The 23258-nt window shown below is 70.2% G+C and carries 29 protein-coding genes; 17 read left to right on the plus strand and 12 right to left on the minus strand.

Translation table 11 applies throughout. The features are described from left to right. The first annotated feature begins 38 nt into the window (after positions 1–38). Both P3X83_RS32860 and P3X83_RS32865 read left to right on the plus strand, forming a co-directional pair. Positions 39–641 carry a recombinase family protein gene (locus P3X83_RS32860; RefSeq protein WP_131736101.1) on the plus strand — a complete coding sequence of 201 codons (603 nt, stop codon included), beginning with the start codon at positions 39–41 and terminating at the stop codon, positions 639–641. 243 nt (positions 642–884) lie between these two features. Then, positions 885–1892 (plus strand): RNA polymerase subunit sigma-70, encoded by a 1008-nt coding sequence (locus tag P3X83_RS32865; RefSeq protein WP_277309193.1) that lies wholly within the window; start codon positions 885–887, stop codon positions 1890–1892. 83 nt (positions 1893–1975) lie between these two features. On the opposite strand, the gene P3X83_RS32870 is transcribed toward P3X83_RS32865, so the two are convergent. From P3X83_RS32870 to P3X83_RS32880, 3 genes are read right to left on the minus strand one after another with little or no spacing between them, the layout of a single operon-like run. Then, positions 1976–2560 (minus strand): dihydrofolate reductase family protein, encoded by a 585-nt coding sequence (locus P3X83_RS32870; RefSeq protein ID WP_277309194.1) that lies wholly within the window; start codon positions 2558–2560, stop codon positions 1976–1978. A 25-nt stretch (positions 2561–2585) separates the two neighbouring features. Next, entirely contained in the window at positions 2586–3296 is a 711-nt protein-coding gene (locus P3X83_RS32875; protein WP_277309264.1) for a phosphotransferase, read from the minus strand. 55 nt (positions 3297–3351) lie between these two features. Beyond that, on the minus strand, positions 3352–3999 hold the full coding sequence (locus tag P3X83_RS32880) for a TetR/AcrR family transcriptional regulator (protein ID WP_277309195.1): 648 nt from the start codon (positions 3997–3999) through the stop codon (positions 3352–3354). Between the two features lie 60 nt (positions 4000–4059). Here P3X83_RS32880 and P3X83_RS32885 point away from each other — a divergent pair, with 60 nt between their 5' ends. The 5 genes from P3X83_RS32885 to P3X83_RS32905 all read left to right on the plus strand — a co-directional run bounded on the left by P3X83_RS32885 (position 4060) and on the right by P3X83_RS32905 (position 7693). Next, positions 4060–4350, plus strand: coding sequence for an antibiotic biosynthesis monooxygenase (locus P3X83_RS32885; RefSeq protein ID WP_277309196.1), 291 nt, complete (start codon positions 4060–4062; stop codon positions 4348–4350). A 77-nt stretch (positions 4351–4427) separates the two neighbouring features. Further along, positions 4428–5342 carry an ABC transporter ATP-binding protein gene (locus tag P3X83_RS32890; RefSeq protein ID WP_277309197.1) on the plus strand — a complete coding sequence of 305 codons (915 nt, stop codon included), beginning with the start codon at positions 4428–4430 and terminating at the stop codon, positions 5340–5342. Further along, positions 5335–6099: an ABC transporter permease gene (locus P3X83_RS32895; protein WP_277309198.1), complete on the plus strand. Its 765-nt coding sequence runs from the start codon at positions 5335–5337 to the stop codon at positions 6097–6099. The genes P3X83_RS32890 and P3X83_RS32895 overlap by 8 nt, the downstream gene beginning before the upstream one ends. Continuing rightward, positions 6096–6893: an ABC transporter permease gene (locus tag P3X83_RS32900; RefSeq protein WP_277309199.1), complete on the plus strand. Its 798-nt coding sequence runs from the start codon at positions 6096–6098 to the stop codon at positions 6891–6893. The genes P3X83_RS32895 and P3X83_RS32900 overlap by 4 nt, the downstream gene beginning before the upstream one ends. 215 nt (positions 6894–7108) lie before the next feature. Then, on the plus strand, positions 7109–7693 hold the full coding sequence (locus tag P3X83_RS32905; RefSeq protein ID WP_277309200.1) for a TetR/AcrR family transcriptional regulator C-terminal domain-containing protein: 585 nt from the start codon (positions 7109–7111) through the stop codon (positions 7691–7693). Positions 7694–7696: 3 nt separating this feature from the next. Here the strand turns inward: P3X83_RS32905 and P3X83_RS32910 are convergent, their stop codons facing one another. Continuing rightward, positions 7697–8266, minus strand: coding sequence for a DinB family protein (locus tag P3X83_RS32910; protein ID WP_277309202.1), 570 nt, complete (start codon positions 8264–8266; stop codon positions 7697–7699). A gap of 265 nt (positions 8267–8531) precedes the next feature. Then, positions 8532–8996, minus strand: coding sequence for a MarR family transcriptional regulator (locus P3X83_RS32915; RefSeq protein ID WP_277309203.1), 465 nt, complete (start codon positions 8994–8996; stop codon positions 8532–8534). A 121-nt stretch (positions 8997–9117) separates the two neighbouring features. On the opposite strand from P3X83_RS32915, the gene P3X83_RS32920 reads away from it, so the two are divergent. Both P3X83_RS32920 and P3X83_RS32925 read left to right on the plus strand, forming a co-directional pair. Further along, positions 9118–9528, plus strand: a complete 411-nt coding sequence (locus P3X83_RS32920) for a VOC family protein (protein WP_277309204.1) — start codon at positions 9118–9120, stop codon at positions 9526–9528. Between the two features lie 120 nt (positions 9529–9648). Beyond that, a complete protein-coding gene (locus P3X83_RS32925; protein WP_277309205.1) occupies positions 9649–12042 on the plus strand; it encodes an excinuclease ABC subunit UvrA in 2394 nt (797 codons plus the stop codon). On the opposite strand, the gene P3X83_RS32930 is transcribed toward P3X83_RS32925, so the two are convergent. After that, on the minus strand, positions 12027–13247 hold the full coding sequence (locus P3X83_RS32930) for an MFS transporter (RefSeq protein WP_277309206.1): 1221 nt from the start codon (positions 13245–13247) through the stop codon (positions 12027–12029). The two genes, P3X83_RS32925 and P3X83_RS32930, sit on opposite strands and share 16 nt — an antisense overlap. Before the next feature lie 81 nt (positions 13248–13328). On the opposite strand from P3X83_RS32930, the gene P3X83_RS32935 reads away from it, so the two are divergent. Further along, on the plus strand, positions 13329–14189 hold the full coding sequence (locus P3X83_RS32935) for a LysR family transcriptional regulator (RefSeq protein ID WP_277309207.1): 861 nt from the start codon (positions 13329–13331) through the stop codon (positions 14187–14189). Here P3X83_RS32935 and P3X83_RS32940 read toward each other — a convergent pair. Next, complete coding sequence (locus P3X83_RS32940; RefSeq protein WP_277309208.1) at positions 14179–15303, minus strand: cytochrome P450; 1125 nt, start codon at positions 15301–15303, stop codon at positions 14179–14181. The two genes, P3X83_RS32935 and P3X83_RS32940, sit on opposite strands and share 11 nt — an antisense overlap. 208 nt (positions 15304–15511) lie before the next feature. On the opposite strand from P3X83_RS32940, the gene P3X83_RS32945 reads away from it, so the two are divergent. Genes P3X83_RS32945 through P3X83_RS32955 form a run of 3 tightly spaced genes read left to right on the plus strand, consistent with a single transcriptional unit; the run spans position 15512 to position 17488 of the window. Further along, a complete protein-coding gene (locus P3X83_RS32945) occupies positions 15512–15910 on the plus strand; it encodes a VOC family protein (protein ID WP_277309209.1) in 399 nt (132 codons plus the stop codon). Between the two features lie 22 nt (positions 15911–15932). Next, positions 15933–16271, plus strand: coding sequence for a YciI family protein (locus tag P3X83_RS32950; protein ID WP_277309210.1), 339 nt, complete (start codon positions 15933–15935; stop codon positions 16269–16271). Next, positions 16268–17488 carry a DUF6596 domain-containing protein gene (locus P3X83_RS32955; RefSeq protein ID WP_277309211.1) on the plus strand — a complete coding sequence of 407 codons (1221 nt, stop codon included), beginning with the start codon at positions 16268–16270 and terminating at the stop codon, positions 17486–17488. Before P3X83_RS32950 ends, P3X83_RS32955 begins: the two co-directional genes overlap by 4 nt. 29 nt (positions 17489–17517) lie before the next feature. Here the strand turns inward: P3X83_RS32955 and P3X83_RS32960 are convergent, their stop codons facing one another. After that, positions 17518–17829, minus strand: coding sequence for a hypothetical protein (locus tag P3X83_RS32960; protein WP_277309212.1), 312 nt, complete (start codon positions 17827–17829; stop codon positions 17518–17520). A gap of 68 nt (positions 17830–17897) precedes the next feature. On the opposite strand from P3X83_RS32960, the gene P3X83_RS32965 reads away from it, so the two are divergent. Beyond that, complete coding sequence (locus tag P3X83_RS32965) at positions 17898–18287, plus strand: hypothetical protein (protein WP_277309213.1); 390 nt, start codon at positions 17898–17900, stop codon at positions 18285–18287. Here the strand turns inward: P3X83_RS32965 and P3X83_RS32970 are convergent. After that, complete coding sequence (locus P3X83_RS32970) at positions 18244–19302, minus strand: LLM class flavin-dependent oxidoreductase (RefSeq protein ID WP_277309214.1); 1059 nt, start codon at positions 19300–19302, stop codon at positions 18244–18246. The genes P3X83_RS32965 and P3X83_RS32970 overlap by 44 nt on opposite strands. Positions 19303–19382: 80 nt before the next feature. Here P3X83_RS32970 and P3X83_RS32975 point away from each other — a divergent pair, with 80 nt between their 5' ends. From P3X83_RS32975 to P3X83_RS32985, 3 genes are all read left to right on the plus strand, one after another. Continuing rightward, positions 19383–20432, plus strand: a complete 1050-nt coding sequence (locus P3X83_RS32975; protein ID WP_277309215.1) for an aldo/keto reductase — start codon at positions 19383–19385, stop codon at positions 20430–20432. Next, the gene (locus P3X83_RS32980; protein ID WP_277309216.1) at positions 20429–20779 is read left to right on the plus strand and encodes a hypothetical protein; all 351 of its coding nucleotides are present in this window, start codon (positions 20429–20431) and stop codon (positions 20777–20779) included. The genes P3X83_RS32975 and P3X83_RS32980 overlap by 4 nt, the downstream gene beginning before the upstream one ends. Before the next feature lie 71 nt (positions 20780–20850). Then, entirely contained in the window at positions 20851–21051 is a 201-nt protein-coding gene (locus P3X83_RS32985) for a recombinase family protein (protein WP_277309265.1), read from the plus strand. A 314-nt stretch (positions 21052–21365) separates the two neighbouring features. Here the strand turns inward: P3X83_RS32985 and P3X83_RS32990 are convergent, their stop codons facing one another. The 3 genes from P3X83_RS32990 to P3X83_RS33000 all read right to left on the minus strand — a co-directional run bounded on the left by P3X83_RS32990 (position 21366) and on the right by P3X83_RS33000 (position 23197). Continuing rightward, the gene (locus tag P3X83_RS32990; protein ID WP_277309217.1) at positions 21366–21824 is read right to left on the minus strand and encodes a nuclear transport factor 2 family protein; all 459 of its coding nucleotides are present in this window, start codon (positions 21822–21824) and stop codon (positions 21366–21368) included. A 99-nt stretch (positions 21825–21923) separates the two neighbouring features. Continuing rightward, complete coding sequence (locus P3X83_RS32995; RefSeq protein WP_277309218.1) at positions 21924–22616, minus strand: MOSC N-terminal beta barrel domain-containing protein; 693 nt, start codon at positions 22614–22616, stop codon at positions 21924–21926. A 44-nt stretch (positions 22617–22660) separates the two neighbouring features. Beyond that, positions 22661–23197 (minus strand): carboxymuconolactone decarboxylase family protein, encoded by a 537-nt coding sequence (locus P3X83_RS33000; protein WP_277309219.1) that lies wholly within the window; start codon positions 23195–23197, stop codon positions 22661–22663. Positions 23198–23258 lie beyond the last annotated feature (61 nt).

Raw genomic sequence — 23258 nt, forward strand, 5'->3', positions numbered from 1 at the left:
CAACGTCGGTGAACGGTCCGGCCGATAGATTCCGACACATGCTCATCGGCTATGCGCGGGTCTCGACCGCCGACCAGAACCCCGCTCATCAGATCGACGCCCTGTTGCGGGTTGGCGTCGACCGCGACAACATCCACGTCGACAAGGCTAGCGGCGCGAAGGCGTCCCGTCCGAAGCTCGACCTCGTCATAAAGCTGCTGCGCGAGGGCGACACGCTGAAGGTCACCCGGCTCGACCGGCTTTCTCGCTCTGTGCTGCACCTGGTGACCCTCGGCGCCGAGCTGCGCGAGCGCGGGATCGGGCTGCACGTCATCGAGCAGGGCATCGACACCGCCACCATGGAGGGCCGCGCCATGTTCGGCATGCTGTCGGTGCTCGCCGAGCTCCAGCGCGAGCTGATCGTGGCGAACACCAACGACGGACTCGCCTCCGCTCGAGCCCGCGGCCGGGTCGGCGGACGCCGGCCCAAGCTCACCCCCGACCAGGCCGGACTCGCCCAGGAGCTGTACGACGCGCGCGAGAAGACCGTCCAGCAGATCGCCGACCTGTTCGGCGTGTCCCGGTCAACGGTGTACGGGCACCTCGACAAGACCAAGACCGTCCCCCGCCAGGCCAAGAAGACCGCGGTCACAAAGCCCTGACCGCTACCTTGCGGCTGGTGTCTGAGCTAGGACTCCGGGGCCTTCAAGTAGGTCGGCGATATGGCGGATCAGGACATGGACGCCCTCGCCCGGATCGCCAGTGATCTTGATTGCGGACCGAGGTCGCCGAGGCGGGGGCCGAGGATCCGCAGGGCGACCGCCCGGCGGCCTCACCGCTCAGAAATCCTCCGCCGCGTCGTCAGTTCTGGTAACCCCTCGCCACCTGCGAAAGGATTGACGACCATGACCGACGCCAGACCGCTAGGCGACGACGAGGCCGCGTTCATCGCGGCGGCCCGCTCGAATGACGCGGCACGGTTCGCGCTCATCACGGAGCGCCACCGGCGTGAGCTGCAGGTGCACTGCTACCGGATGCTCGCGAACTACGACGACGCCCAGGACATGACGCAGGAGACGTTCCTGCGAGCGTGGAACAAGCGGGCGTCGTTCAAGGGCCACGCCGCGCCGCGGACCTGGCTGTACCGGATCGCGACGAACGCCTGCCTCGACTTCCTGGAGAAGCGAAACGACCGCACACCCGTGCCCGCCGAGCTGCCGGGCGCGGGCTCGGAAGTGCTCTACCTGCAGCCCTACCCGGATGGGATGCTCCCGGAGGACCCGCAGGAATCGGTGGTGGCGCGGGAGACGATCGAGCTGGCGTTCATCGTCGCCGTCCAGCACCTGCCGCCGCGGCAGCGGGCGGTGTTCATCCTGCGCGACGTCCTCGGCTGGCCGGCGTCGAAGGCCGCCGACGCCCTTGAGCTGACCGTCGCGTCGGTGACCAGCGCACTGCAGCGAGCGCGCGTGACGATGCGCGAGCAACTGCCCGGCCGCCGCCTCGACTGGCGGAGCCCTGCCACGCACGAGCTGTCGGATGACGAGCGCGGCGTGGTGAGGTCGTACATGGACGCCCATGAGCGCAACGACCTCGACGGGCTGACGGCCCTGCTGCGCGACGACCTGCGCTTTACGATGCTGCCCGAAGCGGGCACCTTGGTCGTCACGGCCAAGGACGCGGTGGACGGCTGGGTCTCCGGCGGGCTCTTCCAGCGCGGCCACGACGACTGGCGCTGCGTCGCCACGACGGTCAACCTCATGCCTGCCGCCGTGCTGTACCTCCGCACCCCCGACGACCCGGAATACCGATTGTTCACCATCGCGGTCCTGCGCATCGTCGACGGGAAGATCGCCGAGCTCACCGGATTCGACGCCGCCGACAAGCCATGGCTGAGCCTGCCCGCGACGCTGTGATCGGACAAATCCCCATCATCGAGGAGTCCAGCGCGCGGGCAGGCGTCACTCCGAAGGCGAGAAAGGACCGGGAAAGGGTTCCCTCATCGCCTCGTCTTGTATCGGGTCATCACCACGCCGCCGGGAAATGTCCGCGTCTCGACCAGGCTCAGGTTCACCCAGTTGTCCAGCGCGGCGAAGAACGGCGTGCCGCCGCCCACCAGGACCGGCAGGGTGACCAGCACGTACTCGTCGATCAGCCCGGCCTGCATGGCCGCCCCGGCGAGCGTCGCGCCGCCGATGTCCATCGGGCCGCCGTCCTCGGCCCTGAGCCGGGCGATCTCGGCGACCGCGTCGCCGGTGACCAGGCGGGTGTTCCAGTCGACCTTGTCGATCGTCGATGAGAACACCACCTTCGGCATGTCCCGCCACAGCCGCGCGAACTCGATCTCCGCCGGGGTAGCACCGGGCCGCTGGTCGCCGGTCGGCCAGTGGGAGCTCATCGCCTCCCACAGCTTGCGCCCGTACAGCGACAGTTCGCTCGCCCCCATCTGCTCGTACCACCACTGGAACAGCTCCGCGCTCGACGACGAGTCCGGTCCCTCCCCGCCACTCCAGCCGATGTCGTCGCCGGGCGCGGCGATGTAGCCGTCCAGGGTCATGTTCATGCCGAAAATCAGTTTCCGCATCTTGCCGGCCTTCCGTGAGTCGATCTCACGCGTACAGACGGCCGCTGCGCGGAAACCTAATCGGTGCGCGATCCGCGGCGAATGACGTACGGCGGAGCGGCGACGCCGAGGTCCGCGAACACCTTCTGGGCGGCGGCTTCGTCCGGCCGGCGACGACGTCGCCGAGGTGCTCCTCGTGCCCGAGCGTCAATGTGGCGAGGTCGTACAGGGCATCGCCTTGGCCTGCCTCGGACCAGTCGATGACGCCCGTGATCTCGTCGCCGTCGACGAACACGTGATCGACCCGCAGGTCGCCGTGCGTGAAGACCGGTGTCCACGGCCGGAGCGCGGCCTCGGCGACCTGGCGGTTGCGGGTGACCAGATCGGCGGGCAGGACGCCGTTCGTCACGAGCCACTCGCACTCGCCATCGAGATTCGCCGCCAACTCGTCGAGGCCGCGGCCCGCCTGGCCGGGCCCGGGCGGCAACGGCGCGTCGCGCAACCTCCGGATGGCGGCGCCCGCAGCGGCCCACGCCGCCGGGGACGCGGGCGACGGCTCGCCGAGGCGGCCGAGCGCCGTCCCCGGGACCGCGGCGATCGCGAGCACCGGCGGCCGGTGCCACAGGATCTTCGGGTCGGGACCGGCGCCAGGGCCATCGCCTCGACCTCGGCGTCGAAGCGCGCCTGATCGGCGTCCACCTTCAGGAACACGTCGCCGACGCGCAGGGTCGCGCGCTCGGAATGGGCGACGACCAATTCGACCTCATCCATGGGCGACCAGTATCACGGGGATGATCATCGACGTCACCGGGTTATCGCGTGCGACTGCGCGGCGAGCAGAGTTGAGCGTGCAGGGTCCGAAGAACCCATCGCTCCCAGCGGTCGCGCGGCCAGCCGCGCGTGTGCACGAACAGCAGGTACAGCTCGGGGCTGAGCAGGCCGTACAGCAGGTCGGCGGCCTCCTCCGCCGACACCTCGGGTCGTGAGCCGGGCTTGCCGACAAGAGCCTTGGCCGCGTCCTGCTGGACGACGTATCGGGGATCGACCTCGTCCGGCCACAGCGCGGCCACCTCGGGGTCGCCGGCGACCGCCGCGTCCACGACCTTGCCGATCGGGGCGACGCGCTCCAGGACCGAGGTCGTGCCGGTGACGTAGGCGCGCAGCATTTCGGGGGCGGTGCCGGCGGCCAGCGCCGCCGCGTACCACGGCCGGTCCATCGTGGCCACCGGCTCGTCGTCGCCCGCGATCGTGACGTCGACCAGTTCCTTGAGCAGGGCGCGCTTGTTGCCGAAGACGAAGTAGATCGTCTGCACCGCGACCCCGGCCTTCCCGGCGACGTCCTGCAGGTTCGTCGCGCCGTATCCGTCCCGCACGAACAGCTCCAGTGCCGCTGCGAGGATGCGCCGGCGCGTCTCCATCGCCTTCTGGGTCCGCTTGTTCGTCCGCTTGACATCGCTCATGGCTAGAGTCTATCTCTAGATTCCATTACTAGAAGTGAACTCTAGAGAGAAGGTCCAATCATGACGGTCATCAGCGTCACCCGCTTCCAGGCCGATCCCGCGGACGCCGAGCTGGTTCAGGCCCGGCACGCCGACCTGGTCGCCGCGATCAGGGCGACTCGGTCCGGTCTCACCGAGGCGCGCCTCGGCCGGCTGAACAAGGAGACGTGGGTCGGCGTCTGGCGCTGGGATTCGGCCGCCGACCTGCGGGCGGCCCGCCAGGCCGCCGCCGGCGACCCCGCGGCCGTCGCGGCGTTCGCGGTCGCCCACGACGTCATGGCGGAGGACATCGAGGTCCTGGCCGAGCTCTGACCGCCCGCCCCCGGCCCCGGCCCCCGACCCGGGGGCCGGGGCTCCCTCGGCGAGCACCCCCGAAACGAGGAGACGACGTGATCGAAATCGACGAGCTGACCAAGGTGTACGGCTCGGCGCAGGCCCCGGCGGTGGACGAGGTGTCCCTGCGCGTCCCCGCAGGCTCGGTCTTCGGCTTTCTGGGCCCAAACGGCGCAGGCAAGACCACCACCATCAAGATGCTGGCCGGCCTGCTGACCCCCACCTCCGGGCAGGTCCGGCTGGGCGGCTTCGACGTGGCCCGGCAGCGTTCGGCCGCGATGGCGCGGTTCGGCGCCGTGCTGGAAGGCTCGCGCAACGTCTACTGGACCCTGTCCGCCTGGCAGAACCTGATGTACTTCGGCCGCCTCAAGGGCATGCGAAAGGCCAGGGTCGCCGAGCGCGCCCGGGACCTGCTGACCGATCTGGACCTGTGGGAGCGCCGCCACGACAAGGTGGGCGGCTTCTCCCGGGGCATGCAGCAGAAGGTCGCGATCGCCGTCGCGCTGATCGCCGACCCGCCGATCGTGCTGCTGGACGAACCGACCCTCGGCCTGGACGTCGAGGCCACCCGCACCGTCAAGCACTGGATCGCCGAGCAGGCCCGCGAGCTCGGCACCACCGTCCTGCTCACCACCCACCAACTGGACGTCGCCGAGGAACTGTGCGACCGGGTGGCCGTCATGCGCGAGGGGCGGCTGGTGGCCGACCTGCCCACGCGGGAACTGCTGGCGCGGTTCCGCGACCGCGACCGCTACGAGATCCGCGTCGAGGGAGCGGCGCCGTCCGGCTTCGACGCCGTCACCCGGGAGGGCGTCACCACGATCAACGTGCGGGTGAGCGATCCGCACGAGGTGTACGAGGTGGTCGAGCGGCTGCGCGCGCAGGGGGTCGTCCTGGAGTCGCTGACGCAGGTGCGGCCCGATCTGGAGGACGTGTTCCTCGCGTTGGTGAGCGGGCCGTCTCATGCGTGAGGTCCTGCGCGCGGAGATCGGCAAGGGCCTGCGCGTTCAGCTCGCTCACCCGGCCGGGCACGTGATCACGCTGCTGATCAGCACGATGATGTACCTCGGCCTGCAGTTCGTGCTGGGCCAGGGCGAACTGCGCCAGGACCTGCTGCCGCGAACCCTGGTCGCCATCGGCGGCTACTGGTTCCTGCAGTACGCGGGCCTGGTGATGGTGGCCGACCTCATCGAGGAGAAGCGCGCCGGCACCTTCGCCCAGTCCCAGATGAGCACGGCGCCGCCGTGGCTGCCGATGCTCGGCCGGCTGATCACCGCGTCGATCTTCGGGCTGGTCGTGGCCGTCGTCGCCGCCCTCGTTCCGATGGTGGTGGCCGGCATCGCGATCCCCTTGCGCTGGACGGCACTGCTGCCCGCCGTACTCCTGGGACTCAACGCGCTGGCCTTCACCTTCCTCCTGGCCGCCCTCGCCCTGGTCTCCCCGATGATCGGCGCCCTGCAATCGCTGTTCACCTCGCTGGTGCTGCTGCTCAACGGCTCGTTCCTGCCGCTGGAGCTGTACCCGGACTGGCTGGCCGCGGCGGCCAGGGTGCTGCCCACCACGCTGGGCATCGAGGCACTCGCCCAGACGCTGTTCGAGGACCGGGCCCTGGCCGAGGTCTGGGCCGGCGGCGCGCTGCCGTGGCTACTGGCCCACACCCTCGCGCTCACCGCCGTCGCCGGCCTGCTTTTCGTCCGCAACCACCGCCGAGCTCTGGAGTCGCCATGACCTTCGCCCGCGGATTGGCCGCCGAAGTCCACAAGGGCCTGGTCAACGTGCTCGCCGGATGGCGCGAGGCGCTGCTGGAGATGATCACTTTTCCGCTGTTCTACCTGCTCATCGTGCTGTTCATGGGACGTGGGCAACTGCGACCGGAGCTGCTGTTGCCGGTGTTGCTCGGCATGGTGGCGCTGACCTTCATCCATGAGCAGGTCAACCGGGTGTTCTGGAGCCATCTGGGCGACATCCAGTCCGGCGTGCTGGAGCAGACCTATCTGACGCCGCTCCCCTCGGCCGCGAGCGTCCTCGGCCGGCAGGTCGCCGCCGTGATCGCGGCCGTGCCCACCGCGCTGGCCGTCCTGGCCACCGGTGCCGTCGCCATCATCCTCGGGGGCGGGCAGATGCCTTTCGACGCCCAGGTGATCGTGCCGCTGGCCGCCATCGTCCTGGGTACCTGCGGCCTGGCCCTCGTCCTGTGCGGGCTGACCCTGGTGTTCAAACGCATCGAGATCATCACCCAGTTGTCCGTGGCCCTCTACGCCATCGCCGGGGGCACCCTGGTGCCCCTCGCCGCCATGCCCGACCCGATCTCCTTCCTCAGCCGCCTGCTGGTCCCCATCGCCCCCGGCATCGAGGCGATGCGCGACATCCTGCTCGGCGGGCATTCCCTGGCCGCACTGCCCACCGGCTGGGGTCTCGGCTGGCTGCTGGTCCAGCCGCTGCTCATCACGGGGGCCGGGGTGGTGCTGTTCAACCGGCTCGAAAACCTCGCCCGGCACCGTGGCACCCTCGGCCGCTACTAGACGGCGGCCCGGTCGGCGGTCAGGATGGCTGAACCTCCTCGAAGAGGGCGAGGACTTCGGCGGGATCCGGGCTCACGAGGCGTTCCAGACCGGCAATCGTGATCTTCGCCCACCGGCCGGCCCTTGCCCGCATCTGTTCCTCGCCGCGCCGCTCGGCCGGGAGCGGATCGTCGCCACCGCCATCGCCCTGGCCGACGAGGGCGGGCTGGAGGCCGTTGTCGCTGCGCGAGGTCGCCGCCGAGCTGGACGCCCGTCCGATGCGGCTGTACGGATACATCTCCACCAAGGAGGAGCTGTTCGACCTCATGGTGGACGAGGTCAACGGCGAGATCCTCCCCGAGGAGCGGTCCGGCGACTGGCGGGAGGCGCTGTCCGTCCTCGCCCACCGCACCAGGCAGGCCGCCCGCCGTCACGAATGGCCGGCCGACCTGCTCGGCGGCCGTCCGGTCCTGGGCCCGAACGCCCTCGCCGTGACCGAGACCACGCTCGCCGCCTTCGACGGCGTCGCCGACCTTGACACCGTCATGCGCGCCGTGGAGACCGTCAGCGCCTACTTCACCGGCACGATCAGACGCGAGATCACGCTTCTGCGCGCCGAGCGGGCCACGGGGCTGTCCGAGCGCGAGTGGCAGCGCGCCTCCGGCCCGCATGTGATGAGGATGCTGGCCACGGGCCGCTTTCCGGCGCTGGCCAGGGTCGTGCACGACGGCACGGACGTGGACGCCGAGACGACCTTCACGACCGGTTTGGAGTGGGTCCTCGACGCCGTGGCCGCCAACCTCGCCAACCCGCCCGCGTGACCCTCAGCCGGCGGTCTTCGTGTGCAGGTAGAGGTCGCGCAGCAGGCAGACCTCCGACAGGTGGTGGATCAGTTCGCGGTTGATGTGCAGCACCAGGTCGGCCATGGGCGCGTCGGGGAAGGGCTCTTTCGGGCCGATCGGCGCCCTTAGCGCGGCGTCGTCGAGGCCGGAGACTCCGGTCAGCCAGGTGTCGAGCTGGGTCGTGAGCTGGTCGAGCGCGGTGGCGGCGTCGCCCGCGTAGTCCCAGGTCTCATAGGACGCCTCGGGTGCGCCGAAGTGCGCCGCGTTGCGGGCGGCGAGCACGCCGACGGTGACGTGGCCGAGCCGCCAGGCGATCGTGGTGAAGGGGACGGGGTCGGGCGTGGGGAAGCCGTACTCGATGGTGAAGTCTCCGGCACCGGCCTGGGTGGGCGCCGTCGAGGTGCCGCGCGGCCGGATGCTCCAGGCGTCCGGGACGGGTGACCAGAAGTACTCGTCGTCGGTCAGGCCCTCCAGCCGGGCTCGGATCTGGCGGTTCCAGTGCGCCTCCCACTGTTCGCGCAGGGCCCGGTTCCAGGTGAAGTTCGCATCCATGTCTCCACCCTGACATCCCTGGCGGACAGGATCGGTCCGCTTTGGCTGGCAGGCTGGCGGCCAGGGACTTGGCACCGACCGATCCGGTCCACACGGGCTGCGCGGCGACCGGGGCGGGCTCGATCCGGCCGTCCGACAGGGCCGACGGCATCGGAATGCGCGCCAAAGCCGAAGACGATGTCTTGTTCGGACACTGCACCGCCCCCAAAAGGATATGGTTCGTGCCACGAATCATATTAGTTCGTTGCGCGAACCGAAACGAGGATCAGCGGGCGGCGTCCGGCTCCACGAAGACGGTGGGCACTTTGTTGTCGGCCACCACGCGCGTGAGCAGGACGGCGAGCGCGTCCCGCTCGGCGGGCCCGAGCCCCGAGGTCAGCTCCTCGACGCGGCGGCAGGTGCCGGCGTAGAACTCGTCGGCCAGCTTGGCGCCCCGTTTGGTGAGCTCCACCCGCACCGCGCGGGAGTCCTGCGCGTCGGGCCTGCGCTGGACCAGGCCGTTGCGCTCGCTGCGGTCGATCAGCCCGGTCAGGCTGGACTTGGCCAGGCCGAGCACCGTGCCCAGCTCGCCCATGCCGTACGGCCGGGCCATCAGCACGCACAGCAACTGGCCCTGCTGCTGCGTGAGACCGTACTCGCGGGCCGAATCCACGTACACGGCGTTCACCAGGAAAGTGGACCGGACCAGCGCCGTCACCACGCCGAGCCGGACATCGACATGCTCACTCACCGGCCCAGGCTAACAAATTCGCGGGACGAACTAACCGGATTCCAGCAGGGCCCTCCCGAAGGAGCGAGCCGGTCAGGAATCGAGAAGCGCCGGGACCCCCGCCGCACCTAGCCTCACCGGCATGGACATGAGCGTTCACGCGAGCTTCCTGCCGCACGACGACCCGGAGGCGACCCTCGTCTTCTACCGCGACCTCCTCGGGTTCGAGGTCCGCGGCGACGTCGGCTACGACGGGCTGCGCTGGATCACGGTCGGCCCGGCCGGCCGCCCTGGCGCGTCCATCGTGCTGCAACCGCCGGTGGTCGACCCCGGTGTCACCGAGCACGAGCGCCGGACAATAGCTGAGATGATGGCCAAAGGCACCTACGCCGGTATTGTCTTGGCCGTCACCGACCTCGACGGCGCCTTCGAACGACTGCGGGCCGCCGAGGTCGAGATCGTCCAGGAACCGACCGAGCAGCCCTACGGCGTTCGCGACTGCGCCGTCCGCGATCCGGCAGGCAACATGATCCGCATCAACGAGCTGCGCTGAGCCACCCCAGGCCGGCCGCACCAGACAAAGCAGACATACATCTCATTGCTGGTTAAATCAGTCGGGCGACGCCGACGGGGAGACCGCGAAGACGGCCCCCGAGTACTGGATGGAGACAAGATGAGCACGGCCCCCAAGACGGACGCGCAGTCGCCTGCGCCGCACGCCGCCGACGCACATGATCTGATCCGCGTGCAGGGCGCACGCGTGAACAACCTGAAGGACGTCAGCGTCGAGATCCCGAAGCGCCGCCTGACGGTCTTCACCGGTGTCTCCGGTTCCGGCAAGAGCTCACTGGTGTTCGGCACCATCGCCGCCGAGTCGCAGCGGCTGATCAACGAGACCTACAGCGCCTTCGTCCAGGGCTTCATGCCGACGCTGGCTCGGCCGGAGGTCTACCTGCTGGAAGGGCTGACCACGGCGATCATCGTCGACCAGCAGCGGATGGGCTCCGACCCCCGCTCCACCGTCGGCACCGCCACCGACGCCAACGCCATGCTGCGCATCCTGTTCAGCCGGATCGGGCAGCCGCACATCGGCTCGCCCCAGGCGTTCTCCTTCAACATCGCCTCGATCAGCGGGGCGGGCGCGGTCACCCAGGAGCGCGGCGGGCGGACCACCAAGGAGCGCCGCGAGTTCAACATCACCGGCGGCATGTGCCTGCGCTGTGAGGGCCGGGGCAACATCTCCGACATCGACCTCACCCAGCTCTACGACGACACCAAGTCGCTCTCCGAGGGCGCGTTCACCATCCCCGGCTGGAAGTCGGACAGCTTCTGGACGGTCCGGGTCTACGCCGAGTCCGGCTTCGTCGACCCGGACAAGCCCATTAACAAGTACACCAAGAAGGAAATGAACGACTTCCTCTACAAGGAAGCGGTCAAGGTCAAGGTCGACGGCGTCAACCTCACCTACGAGGGGCTGATCCCGAAGATCCAGAAGTCGTTCCTGTCGAAGGACAGGGAATCGATGCAGCCGCACATCCGGGCCTTCGTGGACCGGGCGGTCACCTTCACCACCTGCCCCGAGTGCGAGGGCACCCGGCTCAGCGAGGGGGCCCGCTCCTCGCGGATCGCCGGGACCAACATCGCCGAGGCCTGCGCGATGCAGATCAGCGACCTGGCCGAATGGGTCCGCGGCCTCGACGAGCCGTCGGTCGCGCCGCTGCTCGGCAAGCTGCTGCACACCCTCGACTCGTTCGTGGAGATCGGGCTGGGCTACCTCTCGCTCGACCGGCCGTCGGGCACCCTGTCGGGCGGCGAGGCGCAGCGCACCAAGATGATCCGCCACCTGGGGTCCTCGCTCACCGACGTCACCTACGTCTTCGACGAGCCCACGATCGGGCTGCACCCGCACGACATCCAGCGGATGAACACGCTGCTGCTGCGGCTGCGCGACAAGGGCAACACGGTGCTGGTCGTGGAGCACAAGCCGGAGACGATCGCAATCGCCGACCACGTCATCGACATCGGCCCCGGCGCCGGTACGGCGGGCGGCACCATCTGCTACGAGGGCCCCATCGACGGCCTGCGCGACGGCGACACCATCACCGGCCGCCACCTGGACGACCGGGCCGCTCTCAAGGAGACGGTCCGCACCCCCAAGGGCACCCTGGAGATCCGCGGCGCCACCCGGCACAACCTCCGCGACGTGGACGTCGACATCCCGCTCGGCGTGCTCTGCGCGATCACCGGCGTCGCCGGCTCCGGCAAGAGCTCGCTGATCCACGGTTCGATCCCCGCCAAGGAAGGGGTCATCTCGGTCGACCAGGCCCCGATCAGGGGTTCACGGCGCAGCAACCCGGCGACCTACACGGGGCTGCTCGACCCGATCCGCAAGGCGTTCGCGAAGGCCAACGGCGTCAAGCCCGCGCTGTTCAGCGCCAACTCCGAGGGGGCCTGCCCGACCTGCAACGGCGCCGGGGTCATCTACACCGACCTGGGGATCATGGCCGGGGTCGCCACCACCTGCGAGGAGTGCGAGGGCAAGCGGTTCCAGGCGTCGGTGCTGGACCACCACCTCGGCGGGCGCGACATCAGCGAGGTGCTCGCGATGTCGGTGTCGGAGGCCGAGCGGTTCTTCGGCACGGGTGAGGCGCGCACGCCTGCCGCGCACGCCATCCTGGGACGGCTCGCCGACGTCGGGCTCGGCTATCTCAGCCTGGGCCAGCCGCTCACCACGCTGTCCGGTGGCGAGCGGCAGCGGCTCAAGCTGGCCACCCACATGGCCGACAAGGGCGGCGTCTACGTCCTCGACGAGCCGACGACGGGCCTGCACCTCGCCGACGTCGAGCAGTTGCTCGGCCTGCTCGACCGGCTGGTCGACTCCGGGAAGTCGGTCATCGTCATCGAGCACCACCAGGCGGTCATGGCGCACGCCGATTGGATCATCGACATCGGCCCGGGCGCCGGGCACGACGGCGGGCGGGTCGTCTTCGAAGGAACCCCCGCCGACCTGGTCGCCGCCCGTTCCACGCTCACCGGAGAGCACCTCGCGGCCTACGTCGGAGCCTGACCGGCCGCCGCTGTTCGCGTTCGGTGGCCGCCGAGCGCGAACAGCAGCGCCGCCGCCGTCAGCGCCACGCCGAACCACACGACGCTCGTGACGCCCAGGTGGTCGGCGAACAGCCCGCCGAACAGCGCCCCGAGCGCGATGGACGTGTTGTAGCCCATGGTGTTGAGCGACATCGCGGCCTCGAAGGTCTCGGGGGCGGCGGCCTGCGTCATGTTGACCTGGCTGAGCTGGGCGACGCCGAAGGACAGGCCCCACAGGACCATCGCGACGATCGCGCCGGCCAGGCCCTGGCCGATGGTGAGCAGCGCCAGCAGCGACACCATCAGGCCCGCGCTGCCGACGATGAACCCGCGCCGCGGATCGCGGTGCACGGTGGATCCGGCGATGAGGTTCCCTGCCGCGCCGCCGACACCGTAGATCATCAGCACCACCGTGATGAAGAACGGCGTGGCCGACGCGCTGTCCTCCAGGAAGGGCCGCACGAAGGTGTACGCCCCGAAGTGGCCGAGCACGAACAGCACCACCGCGACCAGCACCGAACGCAGCCGCGCGTTTCTGAGCGGCAGCCCGAAGACCTCACGGACCGAGACCGCGTTCGCCGACGGCAGCGACGGCACCAGGACGACGACCGCGAGGAACACCAGCGCGCTCAGGCCCGCCCAGATGAGGAACGTGGCCCGCCATCCGGCGAGGCTCTCCAGCAGTGTGCCCAGCGGGATGCCCACGACGGCGGCGACCGAGATGCCGGACATCACCACCGCCGCGGCCTTGCCGGCCTGGCGTTCGGGGACCATGCGCATGGCCATGCTCACGCCGATCGCCCAGAACACGCCGCTGGCGAATCCCATGGTCAGGCGCGTCGCCAGGACCAGCGGGTAACTCGGCGAGACGGCGGTGACCAGGTTTCCCAGCACCAGGATCACCAGCAGCGTCGAGAGCAGCACGCGGCGGTTGACGCGCCGGGTCCACGCCACGATGAACGGCACTCCCAGGCCGGCCGACACGCCGTACAACGTGACCATCAGGCCAGCGGCGCCAACGGATATGCCCAAGCTCGTGCTCACCGGGGTGAGCAGGCCGACGGGCATCAGCTCGGTGGTGAGAAAGACGAACAGGCTGGCCGTGATCGCGGCGACGCCGAGCCATGGCCGCAGCGCCGTGCGAGGCCGGTCGTCGTAGGTGATCACTTCTTCACTCAGACTCATGGAATCAAGGGTGCGCGAAGAGCGATCAATGAGTCCAACGCATACTTGTAATCGCGATCAATCGTGCTGCACGATGGATGGATGGAGCTGCAGCAACTCAGGTACGTCCTGGCCGTCGCCGAGACCAGCAACTTCACCCGGGCGGCGGAACGCTGTCGCGTGGTGCAGTCGGCGCTCAGCCATCAGATCGCCGGGCTTGAGCGGGAGCTGGGCGCCCGGCTGTTCGAGCGGACCAGCCGGCGCGTGCGGCTGACGCCCGCTGGGGAGGCGTTCCTGCCCGCCGCCCGTGCCTGCCTGGACGCCGCGGACCGCGCGCGGGCCGACGTCGCCGCCGCGAGCGGGGAGATCCGCGGACGGCTGGCCGTCGGCGCCATCCCCACGCTCACGGCGGTCGATCTGCCGGTCGCGCTGCGTGAGTACTGCCACCGCCATCCGCGCGTCCACATCACGCTCATCTCGGCGGGCAGTGAGGCGCTGATCGAGCGGGTCCGGCGGGGCGAGGCGGACGCCGCCTTCCTCGGCCTGCCGCCCCGCGCGGAACCGAAGGGCGTGGAAAGCCGCCGCCTGGGCGGCGGCGAGCTGGTCGCGGTCGTCGCCCCCGATCACCCCCTGGCGGGCGGCGAGGCCGACCTGCGGGCGCTGGCGGGCGAGCGGTTCATCGACTTCCGCGCGGGCCACGCCGGGCGGGCGCAGTCCGACGAGGCGTTCGCGGCGGTCGGGGTGCGCCGTGAGGTGCCCTTCGAGGTGTCCTCGGGCGACTTCATGGCCGATCTGGTACGGCAGGGCCTCGGCGTGGGCATGCTGCCCGCCGCGTACGCGCCGCGCTTCGCCGACCTGCGGACCGTCCGGCTGCGCGACGCGCCCACGCGCGTGGAGTACCTGATCTGGGACAAACGGCCCTCCCCGGCCGCCGCCGCCTTCCTCGAACTGATCACCACGTGACCGGCAGGGCGGTCAGCCCACCGCTCATCGACCGCGAGTCGATGCTCAGCTCGTCGACCGCGCACCCCAGCTTCATGGTGGGGAACCGGGCCGCGAGCCGGGAGAAGACGGCCTTCAGCTCCATCCGGGCCAGCGGCGCGCCGATGCAGTAGCGCGAGCCGTGGCCGAAGGTCAGGTGCGGCAACGGCTCGCGGCCGAGGTCGAAGCGGTCCGCGTCGGCGAACACGGTGGCGTCGTGGTTGGCGGCGCCGTTGTCCAGCAGCACCAGGTCGCCCGTCTTCACCTGGGCGCCCTCGAACTCGAAGTCGGTGCGGGCGTAGCGGGGGATTCCCCGGCCGCCCAGCCGGGGGGCGCGCAGGACCTCCTCCACCGCCGCGTCGATCCGCGCCGGGTCCTCGGCCAGGGCCCGCCACTGGCCGGGGGTGGCCAGCAGCCACAGCACGCCCAGGCCGATCGTCGTCACGGTGGTCTCGTGCCCGGCGAACAGCAGGGACATCCCCAGACCTGCCGCCTCGTCGTCCGACACGCCCTCGGTGGCGGCCAGCCGGGAGATCACGTCGGCGTCGGGGTCGCCCTCGGCGCGTTTGCAGGCCACCAGCTCGCGGCCGTAGACGAACAGGTCGGCGAAGCCCTGCGTGGAGCGGGCCCGGTCGGTGGCGTCGGCGGCGGCCATGGTCCAGGCCCGAAAGCGGGTCCGGTCGTCGAACGGCACGCCGAGCAGCTCGCAGATCACCGCGATCGGCAGCGGCAGCGCCAGCGAGACGTGCAGGTCGGCCGGGGGACCGGCGGCCTCGATCTGGTCCAGGAACTCGCCGGTGAAGGTCTCGACGCTCTCCCGCAGAGCGCGCATGCGCCTGGGGGAGAAGTGCGGCTGCAGCAGTGCGCGCATCCGGGTGTGGTCGGCGTGCTCGGTGTCGAAGTCGCCCATCGGCCCGCCGAACATCACCGACTCGCCCATCCGGGAGGCGCGTTCGGGGTCGCGGTGGGCGCGGCCGAGACGGTCGTCGTCGAGCAGGCCGCGGACCTCCCGGTAGCCGGTCACCAGCCAGCCCGGGTGCCCCACGGCGGTGCGGATCGGATGGATCGGGCTTTGTGCCTGTAGCCTGCGCAGCAACGGGGCAGGGTGGAGCAGATCGGGTTGCGCGAACGGGAGTCGCACGGGATCTGTCATGGTTCCCCCAAACACATGAGGAGACATATCCCCATACTCCCCCTCCATGGTCGCCAAGGCAGCGCATATCGCCACTCGGAGGTTGTCGAATCCGACGGCGCGCCGATCGTCAGAGGAGTGAGAGGCAACGAGCCTCGGATGGAGGACTCAGATGAATCCACGGCTCAACACGATCGATCTCATCGTCGCCGACCTGGAGGCGGCGATGGCGTTCTACGCCCGGCTCGGCCTGGACTTCAAGGTCGATCCGCAGGCGCCCGAGCACGCCGGCTGCGACCTGCCGAACGGGCTGCACGTCATGCTGGACGGCGAGGGCTTCCGCACGCCGTTCATGCCCGGCTGGACCCGGCCGCAGGGCGGCCCGCGCGCCCTGCTGTGCTTCGAGTTCGACGGCCCGGCCGAGGTGGACGCCGCCTATGCCGACCTGACCGGGGCCGGGCACCGGGGGATCGCCGCGCCGTTCGACGCGTTCTGGGGCATGCGCTACGCGACCGTGGCCGATCCCGACGGCAACGGCGTCGATCTGTACGCGAGCCTCCCGGCGAGCTGAGCGCGAGGAAAGGAGAACAGGCGTGAAGTACGTGCTGATGTTCATCGAGACCGAGGAGTTCACCCAGCGGCTGGAGGCGATGGGCGACCTGGAGCGGGAGGCCGCCTACGCGGCCGTCGGGCAGTGGTTCGACGACCACGCCGACAAGATCACCCACCACGCGCACCTGGCGCCGGTGCACACCGCGACCACGGTGCGCCTGGGGCAGGGCGACCCGGTCGTCACCGACGGGCCGTTCGTGGAGGGCAAGGAGGTGGTCAGCGGATTCGCCGAGCTGGAGGTGGCCGACCTGGACGAGGCGCTGAAGGTGGCCCGCTCCTGGCCGGCCTGCCCGATCGTGGAGATCCGCCCGGTCTCATGAGCGACGCCGATCACCGGTCCGAGCCGGTGAGCCGGGAGGTGCTGGCCCGCGTGGTGCGTGAGCACGCGGGCCGCCTCGCCGCCTCCCTGGTCTCCCTGCTGGGCGACTTCGCCGCCGCCGAGGACCTGGTGCAGGACGCGGTCGAGACGGCGCTGCGCCGCTGGCCCGCCGAGGGGATCCCGGACCGGCCGGACGCCTGGCTGTTCACCGTGGCCCGGCGGCGCGGCCTGGACGTGCTGCGCCGCGAGTCGAACTACCGGGCCAAGCTCGCCCAGTTGCCCTGGCCGGATCCCACCCCACGTGACGACCGGCTCAGGCTGATCTTCATCTGCTGCCACCCGGCGCTCTCGCGGGCGGCGCAGATCGCGCTGACCCTGCGGGTGGTGTGCGGGCTGAGCACGGCGCAGATCGCCGCCGCGTTCGTCGTGCCCGAGACGACGGTGGGACAGCGCATCACCCGCGCCAAGCGGAAGATCGGCGAGACCGGCATCCCGTACCGCCTGCCCGCCCCCGAGGACCTGCCGGAGCGGCTGGGCGGCGTGCTGGCGGTCATCTACCTGCTGTTCAACGAGGGCTACCTGTCCAGTGACAGCGCGCACGCCCAGGCCCGCCCTCTGGTGGAGGACGCCGAGTGGTTGGCCGCGCTGCTGGTGAACCTGATGCCAAGGGAGCCGGAGGCGGCCGGGCTGCTGGCGCTGATCCGGCTGCACCGGGCGCGCGGCGCGGCCCGCTTCGACGCCGAGGGACGGCTGGTGCTGCTGGCCGACCAGGACCGCTCGCTGTGGGACCACGCCGCCATCGCCGAGGCGACCACGATGCTGACCCGGACGGCACGCGCCCACCGCCGCCCCGGCCAGTATCAGGTGCAGGCGGCGATCGTGGCCTGCCATGCCGAGGCCGCCTACTTCGCGGCCACCGACTGGGCGCAGATCCTAGTGCTGTACGACATGCTGGTGCGCCTGACTCCCTCGCCGGTCGCCCGGCTGCACCGGGCCATCGCGCTGCACCACGTCAAGGGACCCGAGATCGCCCTGGCCGAGCTGGCGTCCCTGGAACGGGAGCTGGCGCGCTACCCGCTGCTGCACGCCACCCGGGCCGAACTGCTGCGCGCGCTCGGCCGTCGCGAAGAGGCCCGCCGCTGCGACGAACGGGCGCTGGAGCTGACCGCCAACCCCGCCCAGCAGGCCCTGCTGGCCGAACGGCTGGACTGGTCCTGACCCGTCCTCCGGGACGGCGGGCGGCGGGCTCATGGGGCGGGGGTGGCTCCGGCGAGGACGGTGGTCACCATCCGGCTCACGGCTTCGGGCTCCGGCGGGGCGCCGGTGCGGTCGGCGTAGAGCAGGTGGCCCGCGCCGATCAGGGTGGCGGCGAGCGTGTCGACGTCGGCGCTCGACGCGACGCGGCCGAGGTCGCGCTCTTCGCGCAGGTAGGCGCCGATCGCGAGGGCGGCCTCCGTCAGCACCGGCACGCCGACCGGCCAGGTCTCGCGCAGCCGGGCGCGCAGCTCGTCGTGGAAGGTGACCAGGGCGACGATCGCCACGGCGACCGAGCCGTACACGGCGATGATCGCGTCGGTGAGGTGGCCGGCCGGCCGCGTTCTGGCACACCTTCGAACTGCCGGGCGGCGTGGCGAGCGCGTTCGCCGAGGTCTGCCGCCGGGTACTGCCCGGCCCGCTGTCCGCCATCGACCCGAACTCGACCGCCCTGAAGATCTACCGGCCGATGTTCACCAAGACCGCCGAGGGGATCGCGGCGGCGGGCGGGTTCGGCGAGCCCGAGCAGTGGCATTTCAACTGGCGGCGCGAGTACACCAAGGACGAATGGCTGGACCAGATCCCCACCCAGGGCCTGTTCACCCGGCTCGCGCCGGACGCGCTGGGGGAGGTCCTGGACACCGTCGGAGCCGCCGTGGACGCGCTCGGCGGCCGGTTCACGCTGTCGTACACCACGGTGGCGGTCACCGCGACCCGGCTCACCCCCGCAGCAGCGGCAGCAGACGGTCGCCCTGACGCCTGATCTCCGGCAGGTAGGGGGTGTCGGAGAGCACGAAGTGGGTGATGCCGAGGTCCTGGTACCTGCGCAGTGACCTGGCCACGTCCTCGGCCGAGCCGACCAGCCAGGTGGTGCCCGCCCCGCCGCCGCCCACCTTGCCCGGGGCGGTGTAGAGGTTGTCGTCGAGCACCTCGCCCCGCGCCGCCAGGTCGAGCAGCCGCCGCTGGCCGACGGCGACCTGCCGGTTCGGGTCGCGGGTGATGGCTCCGGCGGCCATCCGGGCGACCTTGTCCTCAGCGTCCGCCCACGCCTGGTCGGTGGTGTCGCGCACCAGCGTGGTGATCCGCAGCCCGAACTCCAGCGGCGGATGCTCGCGGCCGGCCTTGTCGGCGAGCAGCCTGAGCCGCTCGATCCGCTCGGCCACGCCGTCGAGGGGTTCGCCCCAGAAGAGCTGGACGTCGGCCTCGGCCGCGGCCACCCGCTCGGCGGCGGCCGAGGCGCCGCCGAAGTAGAGGCGGGGGTGCGCGCGCCCGTCCCGCGCGACCGGGCGCGGGACCACGGTCGAGCCGGCGACGGCGAAGTGCTCGCCCTGGTAGGTGACGTTCTCCTCGGTCCAGAGCCTGCGCGTGATCTGGAGGAACTCCCTGGTGCGGGCGTAGCGGTGGGCCTGGTCGCCCTCGCTGTCGCCGTAGGCCGCGAGGTCGTCCTTGCCGGAGACGATGTTGACCAGCACCCGGCCCCCGGTGAGGTGGTCCAGGGTGGCGGCGGCGGAGGCGAACCTGGCCGGGTGCCAGTAGCCGGGGCGGATCGCGATCAGCGGCTGGAACGTGGCCGTCCGCGCGGCCAGCGCGGCGGCGACGGTGAAGGTGTCGGGCCGTCCCCAGCCGGTGCCGATCAGCGCGCCGTCCCAGCCGTGTCTTTCCAGTGCTTCGGCGTAGCCGGTGAGGGTGGCCAGGGTGTTGTGGTCCACCACCGTGTCGTCGCCACGGTGGCCGGGCTCTGCCTGATTGGGGATGTACCAGAGAAACTGAAGGCTCATCAGTGGGACTTCCTGTTGTAAAACCTACTCTTCATGTAGGTAAAGTATAGATCGGGATGGAATCGACAGGAAGAAGCCAGATGACGATCAAGGTCAACCGGAGGCTCGGCCGTACCGGCGTGCCGATCAGCCCGCTCACCCTGGGCGCCATGAACTTCGGCCGCTGGCAGGAGGAGGCCGAGAGCGCGCGGATCATCCACGCCGCCCTCGACGCCGGCGTCACGGCCATCGACACCGCCGACGTCTACGGACAGGGGGCGTCGGAGGAGATCGTCGGGCGGGCGATCAAGGACCGCCGCGACGACGTCTTCCTGGCCACCAAGTTCCACGGGCAGATCGGCGAGGATCCCCGGCACGCCGGGAACTCCCGGCACTGGATCCTGCGCGCGGTGGAGGACAGCCTGCGCCGGCTCGGCACCGACCACATCGACCTCTACCAGGCGCACCGGCCGGACCTGCACACCGACCTGCTGGAGACGCTGACCACCCTCGACGGCCTGATCAGGCAGGGCAAGATCCGCTACTACGGCACCTCGGTCTTCCCCGCCCACCAGCTCGTCGAGGCGCACTGGCTGGCCGACAAGCACGGGCTGATCGCCCCGCACACCGAGCAGTCGCCCTACTCCCTGCTGGTCCGCGGCGCCGAGCGCGAGGTGTTCCCGGTCACGCGCAGGTACGGCGTGGGCGTCGTCGCCTACGGCCCGCTGGCGGCGGGCTGGCTGTCCGGGAAGTACCGGATCGGCGGCGAGCAGCCGCCGTCGGCCCGCGCCGACCAGGTGCCCGGCCGGTTCGACATCGCGTCGGAGCGCAACCGGCGCAAGCTGGCCGCCGCCGACGCGCTGGCCCGGCTCGCCGAGGAGCACGGCCTGACGCTGGTCGACCTGGCGGTGGCGTTCGCGCTCAACCACCCGGCGGTGAGCAGCGTGATCATCGGGCCGCGCACGTCAGAGCACCTGGAGAGCTATCTGAAGGCGGCCGATGCGGAACTCGGCGACGACCTCCTGGATCGCATCGACGAGATAGTGGATCCGGGCACCCACTTCCTCGAACGCGACACCGGCCGCGACACGCCGTCCCTGCGGCCGGAGGCGCTGCGGCGCGGCCGTACCGGCGAGGACTCACGCCCATGAGCCACGGCGCCTTCGAGACGACCTACGCGGCGGCCGGGGACCGCTACGAGAGGCTGGAGTACCGCCGCACCGGCAACTCCGGCCTGCGCCTCGCACCGCTGTCGGTGACGATCGAAGGGTTCGGCGGGCAGGGTGATCCACGGAAAGTGGCCCGGCTGCGAGCCGCCATCAACGCGACGTGCCGGGTCGCGGCGGGGGATCGGCGGACCAGTTATCACGCGACCAGTGAGCGCATCACAATCGGGATCGCGGGGCCGGACGCGCGTGAGCGGATCGCGGTGCTGCGCCGGCAGCTTGCCAAGATCGGCGGCAGCCGCGGCTGGACGATCACCGAAGATCTGAACTGACCCAGTTCTCACAGTGAGTGAGGGTGGTGACTGTGTGTGGATCGCAGAAATGATCGTTATCGAGACGCGAGATCGATACCTCCGCCCCGACCGGGCGGCTGCAGTTTCACATGTTCGGCGCGTTCGATGAGTTCCTGCGTGAGCTCATCGTCGAGGGCACGCTCGAAGGGCTGGCCTCCGCGCGAGCTCGCGGCCGTGTCGGTGGCCGGCCGCGGGCGATGGACGCCGATGGAATCGAGATGGCCCGAGCGCTGTATGAGATGAAGGGCTAAGACGGAAAGCGCAAGTACACCGTCCAGCAGATCGCGGACCGGCTCGGCGTCGGCCGCACCACCATTTACCGGAATCTCGACACCGAGCCCACGTAAGGGCCCAGTCAGGTGCCGAACCACCAACCTCAGCCGGCAGAGGAGTCCAGACGTGAGCACGATGGAGGAACCGGACCTCGGCAGCATCGTCGCGGTCAACTGGAGTTATCCCAACCGCATCTTCATCCTCATCGGTGACGGTGACGGTGACGGCGGCGTCGGTAACGGGGCAGTTTGGAGCAGGTCGGCGCTTAGGCCGGCCGGTTGCAACCGAGCCGCTAGCGGACCGGTAGTGGGGTGCCGTGCTGGTTGGTGGGGCGGGGTCCGTGGATACGCCGGTCTGCCTCGGTGATGCGCATGTCGTTGATGCTGGCCTCACGGCGGCTCATGAGTCCCTCGGGGGTGAACTCCCACAGTTCGTTGCCGTAGCTGCGCCACCATTGGCCGGTCGGGTCCTGGCATTCGTACTGGAAGCGCACTGCGATCCGGTTGTCGCGAAATCCCCACAGTTCCTTGCGGAGCGCGTAGTCCAGTTCTCGGTCCCACTTGTGCCGCAGGAATATGATGATCTCGGTGCGGCCCGTGATGAACTGGTCACGGTTGCGCCAGACGGAGTTCTCGGTGTAAGCCAGTGCCACACGCTCGGGGTTGCGGGTGTTCCAGGCGTCCTCTGCGGTCTGGACCTTCTCCAGCGCGGTTTCCAGCGTGAAGGGCGGGAAGGGCGGTCGTGCTGTCATGGTGGCCTCCTTGACCAATGGGGTGGAGTGGTTGGTGGTCCGCACGACCATGTGCGGGCGAGCGGGGTCAGACGGTGCGCCGCCCCTCGCCACCGGGGATTACAGGCTGTAGGGGCGGCCGAGAATCCCGCCGCCAAGGTGTGCGGGCTCGGCGGTGGTTGGTCGACGGTCGACCCGGTCGCCAAGATGGACGGTGCCGGGGCGGATGACCCAGCAGTTGAGAGCGAGTTCGTTGCCGAAGCGCTGTCGGATGCGGCGGAACACCTCCAGGTCCTGGGTTCCGCTGTCTGGGTCTATGGACGTGACGATGCAGCGCTGCCGCATCGAGTGGACCCCGATGATCGCCTCGCCGATGACAAGCTCGTGGCCGGGCCAGGAGTGTTCGGCGCCCGGGGGCACACCGCCGATGAGCAGATTGGGACGAAGACGGCGGATGTCGGCGTTGAGCTCGGCCACGGTGCCGTCGGTGGCGACGAGCAGGTTGAGGACGTCGAAGCGTTCTGGCCCGCGATAGCCGACCAGACGTGCCTGTGGGCCGGCGACCGTTCTTATGACCTGAGTGGCCTTGATGGTGTTCCACAGGTGACCGGCCACCCGTGGAACACCATCAAGGCCGGTGGCCGCATGTACGGTGAGCAGCCCATGACGGGTACGACCGGTGAGCGGGCCGTGCGGACTGGCGACGTGCACGACCCGATCCCCGCTGAGTCCGTCACCGGTCAGCTGCGCAGTCTTCAGTGCCTCGCCGGACAACGACTTAACCGGGTATCGCCACAGACCGGCGATGTACATGCGACCCACCCTTCTCAGGTGATGGTCCACCTGACCGACGTGGGTCAGGCGGAAACGACCGGGAAGTCGATGTTGACGTCGACGGCCTTGTTGAAGTAGTTGGTGAGCACGTTGAGCGCCACGTGGCCGATGGTCTCAGCGATCTCCTCATCGGTGAGCCCGGCGGCACGGGCCACGGCGAAGGCGTCATCGGTCACGCTGCCGCGGCCCTCGTTGACCGCGGCGGCGAAGGCCAGGACCGCCGCCGTCTTCGAGTCGGACGCGGTGGCCTTGCGCGCCGCGGCGATCTCGTCAGTGTCCAGGTGCGCGACGTGCTCGCCGAGGTAACTGTGCGCGGACAGACAGTAGGAGCAGCTGTTACCCTGCGCGACAGCCAGGGCGATGCGCTCCCGGGTCGCCAGGTCCAGCACGCCATGGCTGAGCGCGCCGGACAAGTCCAGGTAGGCCCTGAGCAGGGCAGGGCTGTTGGCCATCGCCCGGGTCATGTTCGGGGTTGCGCCCAGGCGCCGCTGGACCTCGGCCAACAGGTCTGACACGGGTGTTGCGGCGGTGGCCGGGTCGACGAGAGGCAGGTGGGCCATAGGACTCCTTCTTTCTAACGGATGTTTTGCGTTGATTGCGTTAGGAACGATAGCGACTATC

The organism is Spongiactinospora sp. TRM90649 (genome assembly GCF_029382225.1).
Classification (GTDB): domain Bacteria; phylum Actinomycetota; class Actinomycetes; order Streptosporangiales; family Streptosporangiaceae; genus Spongiactinospora.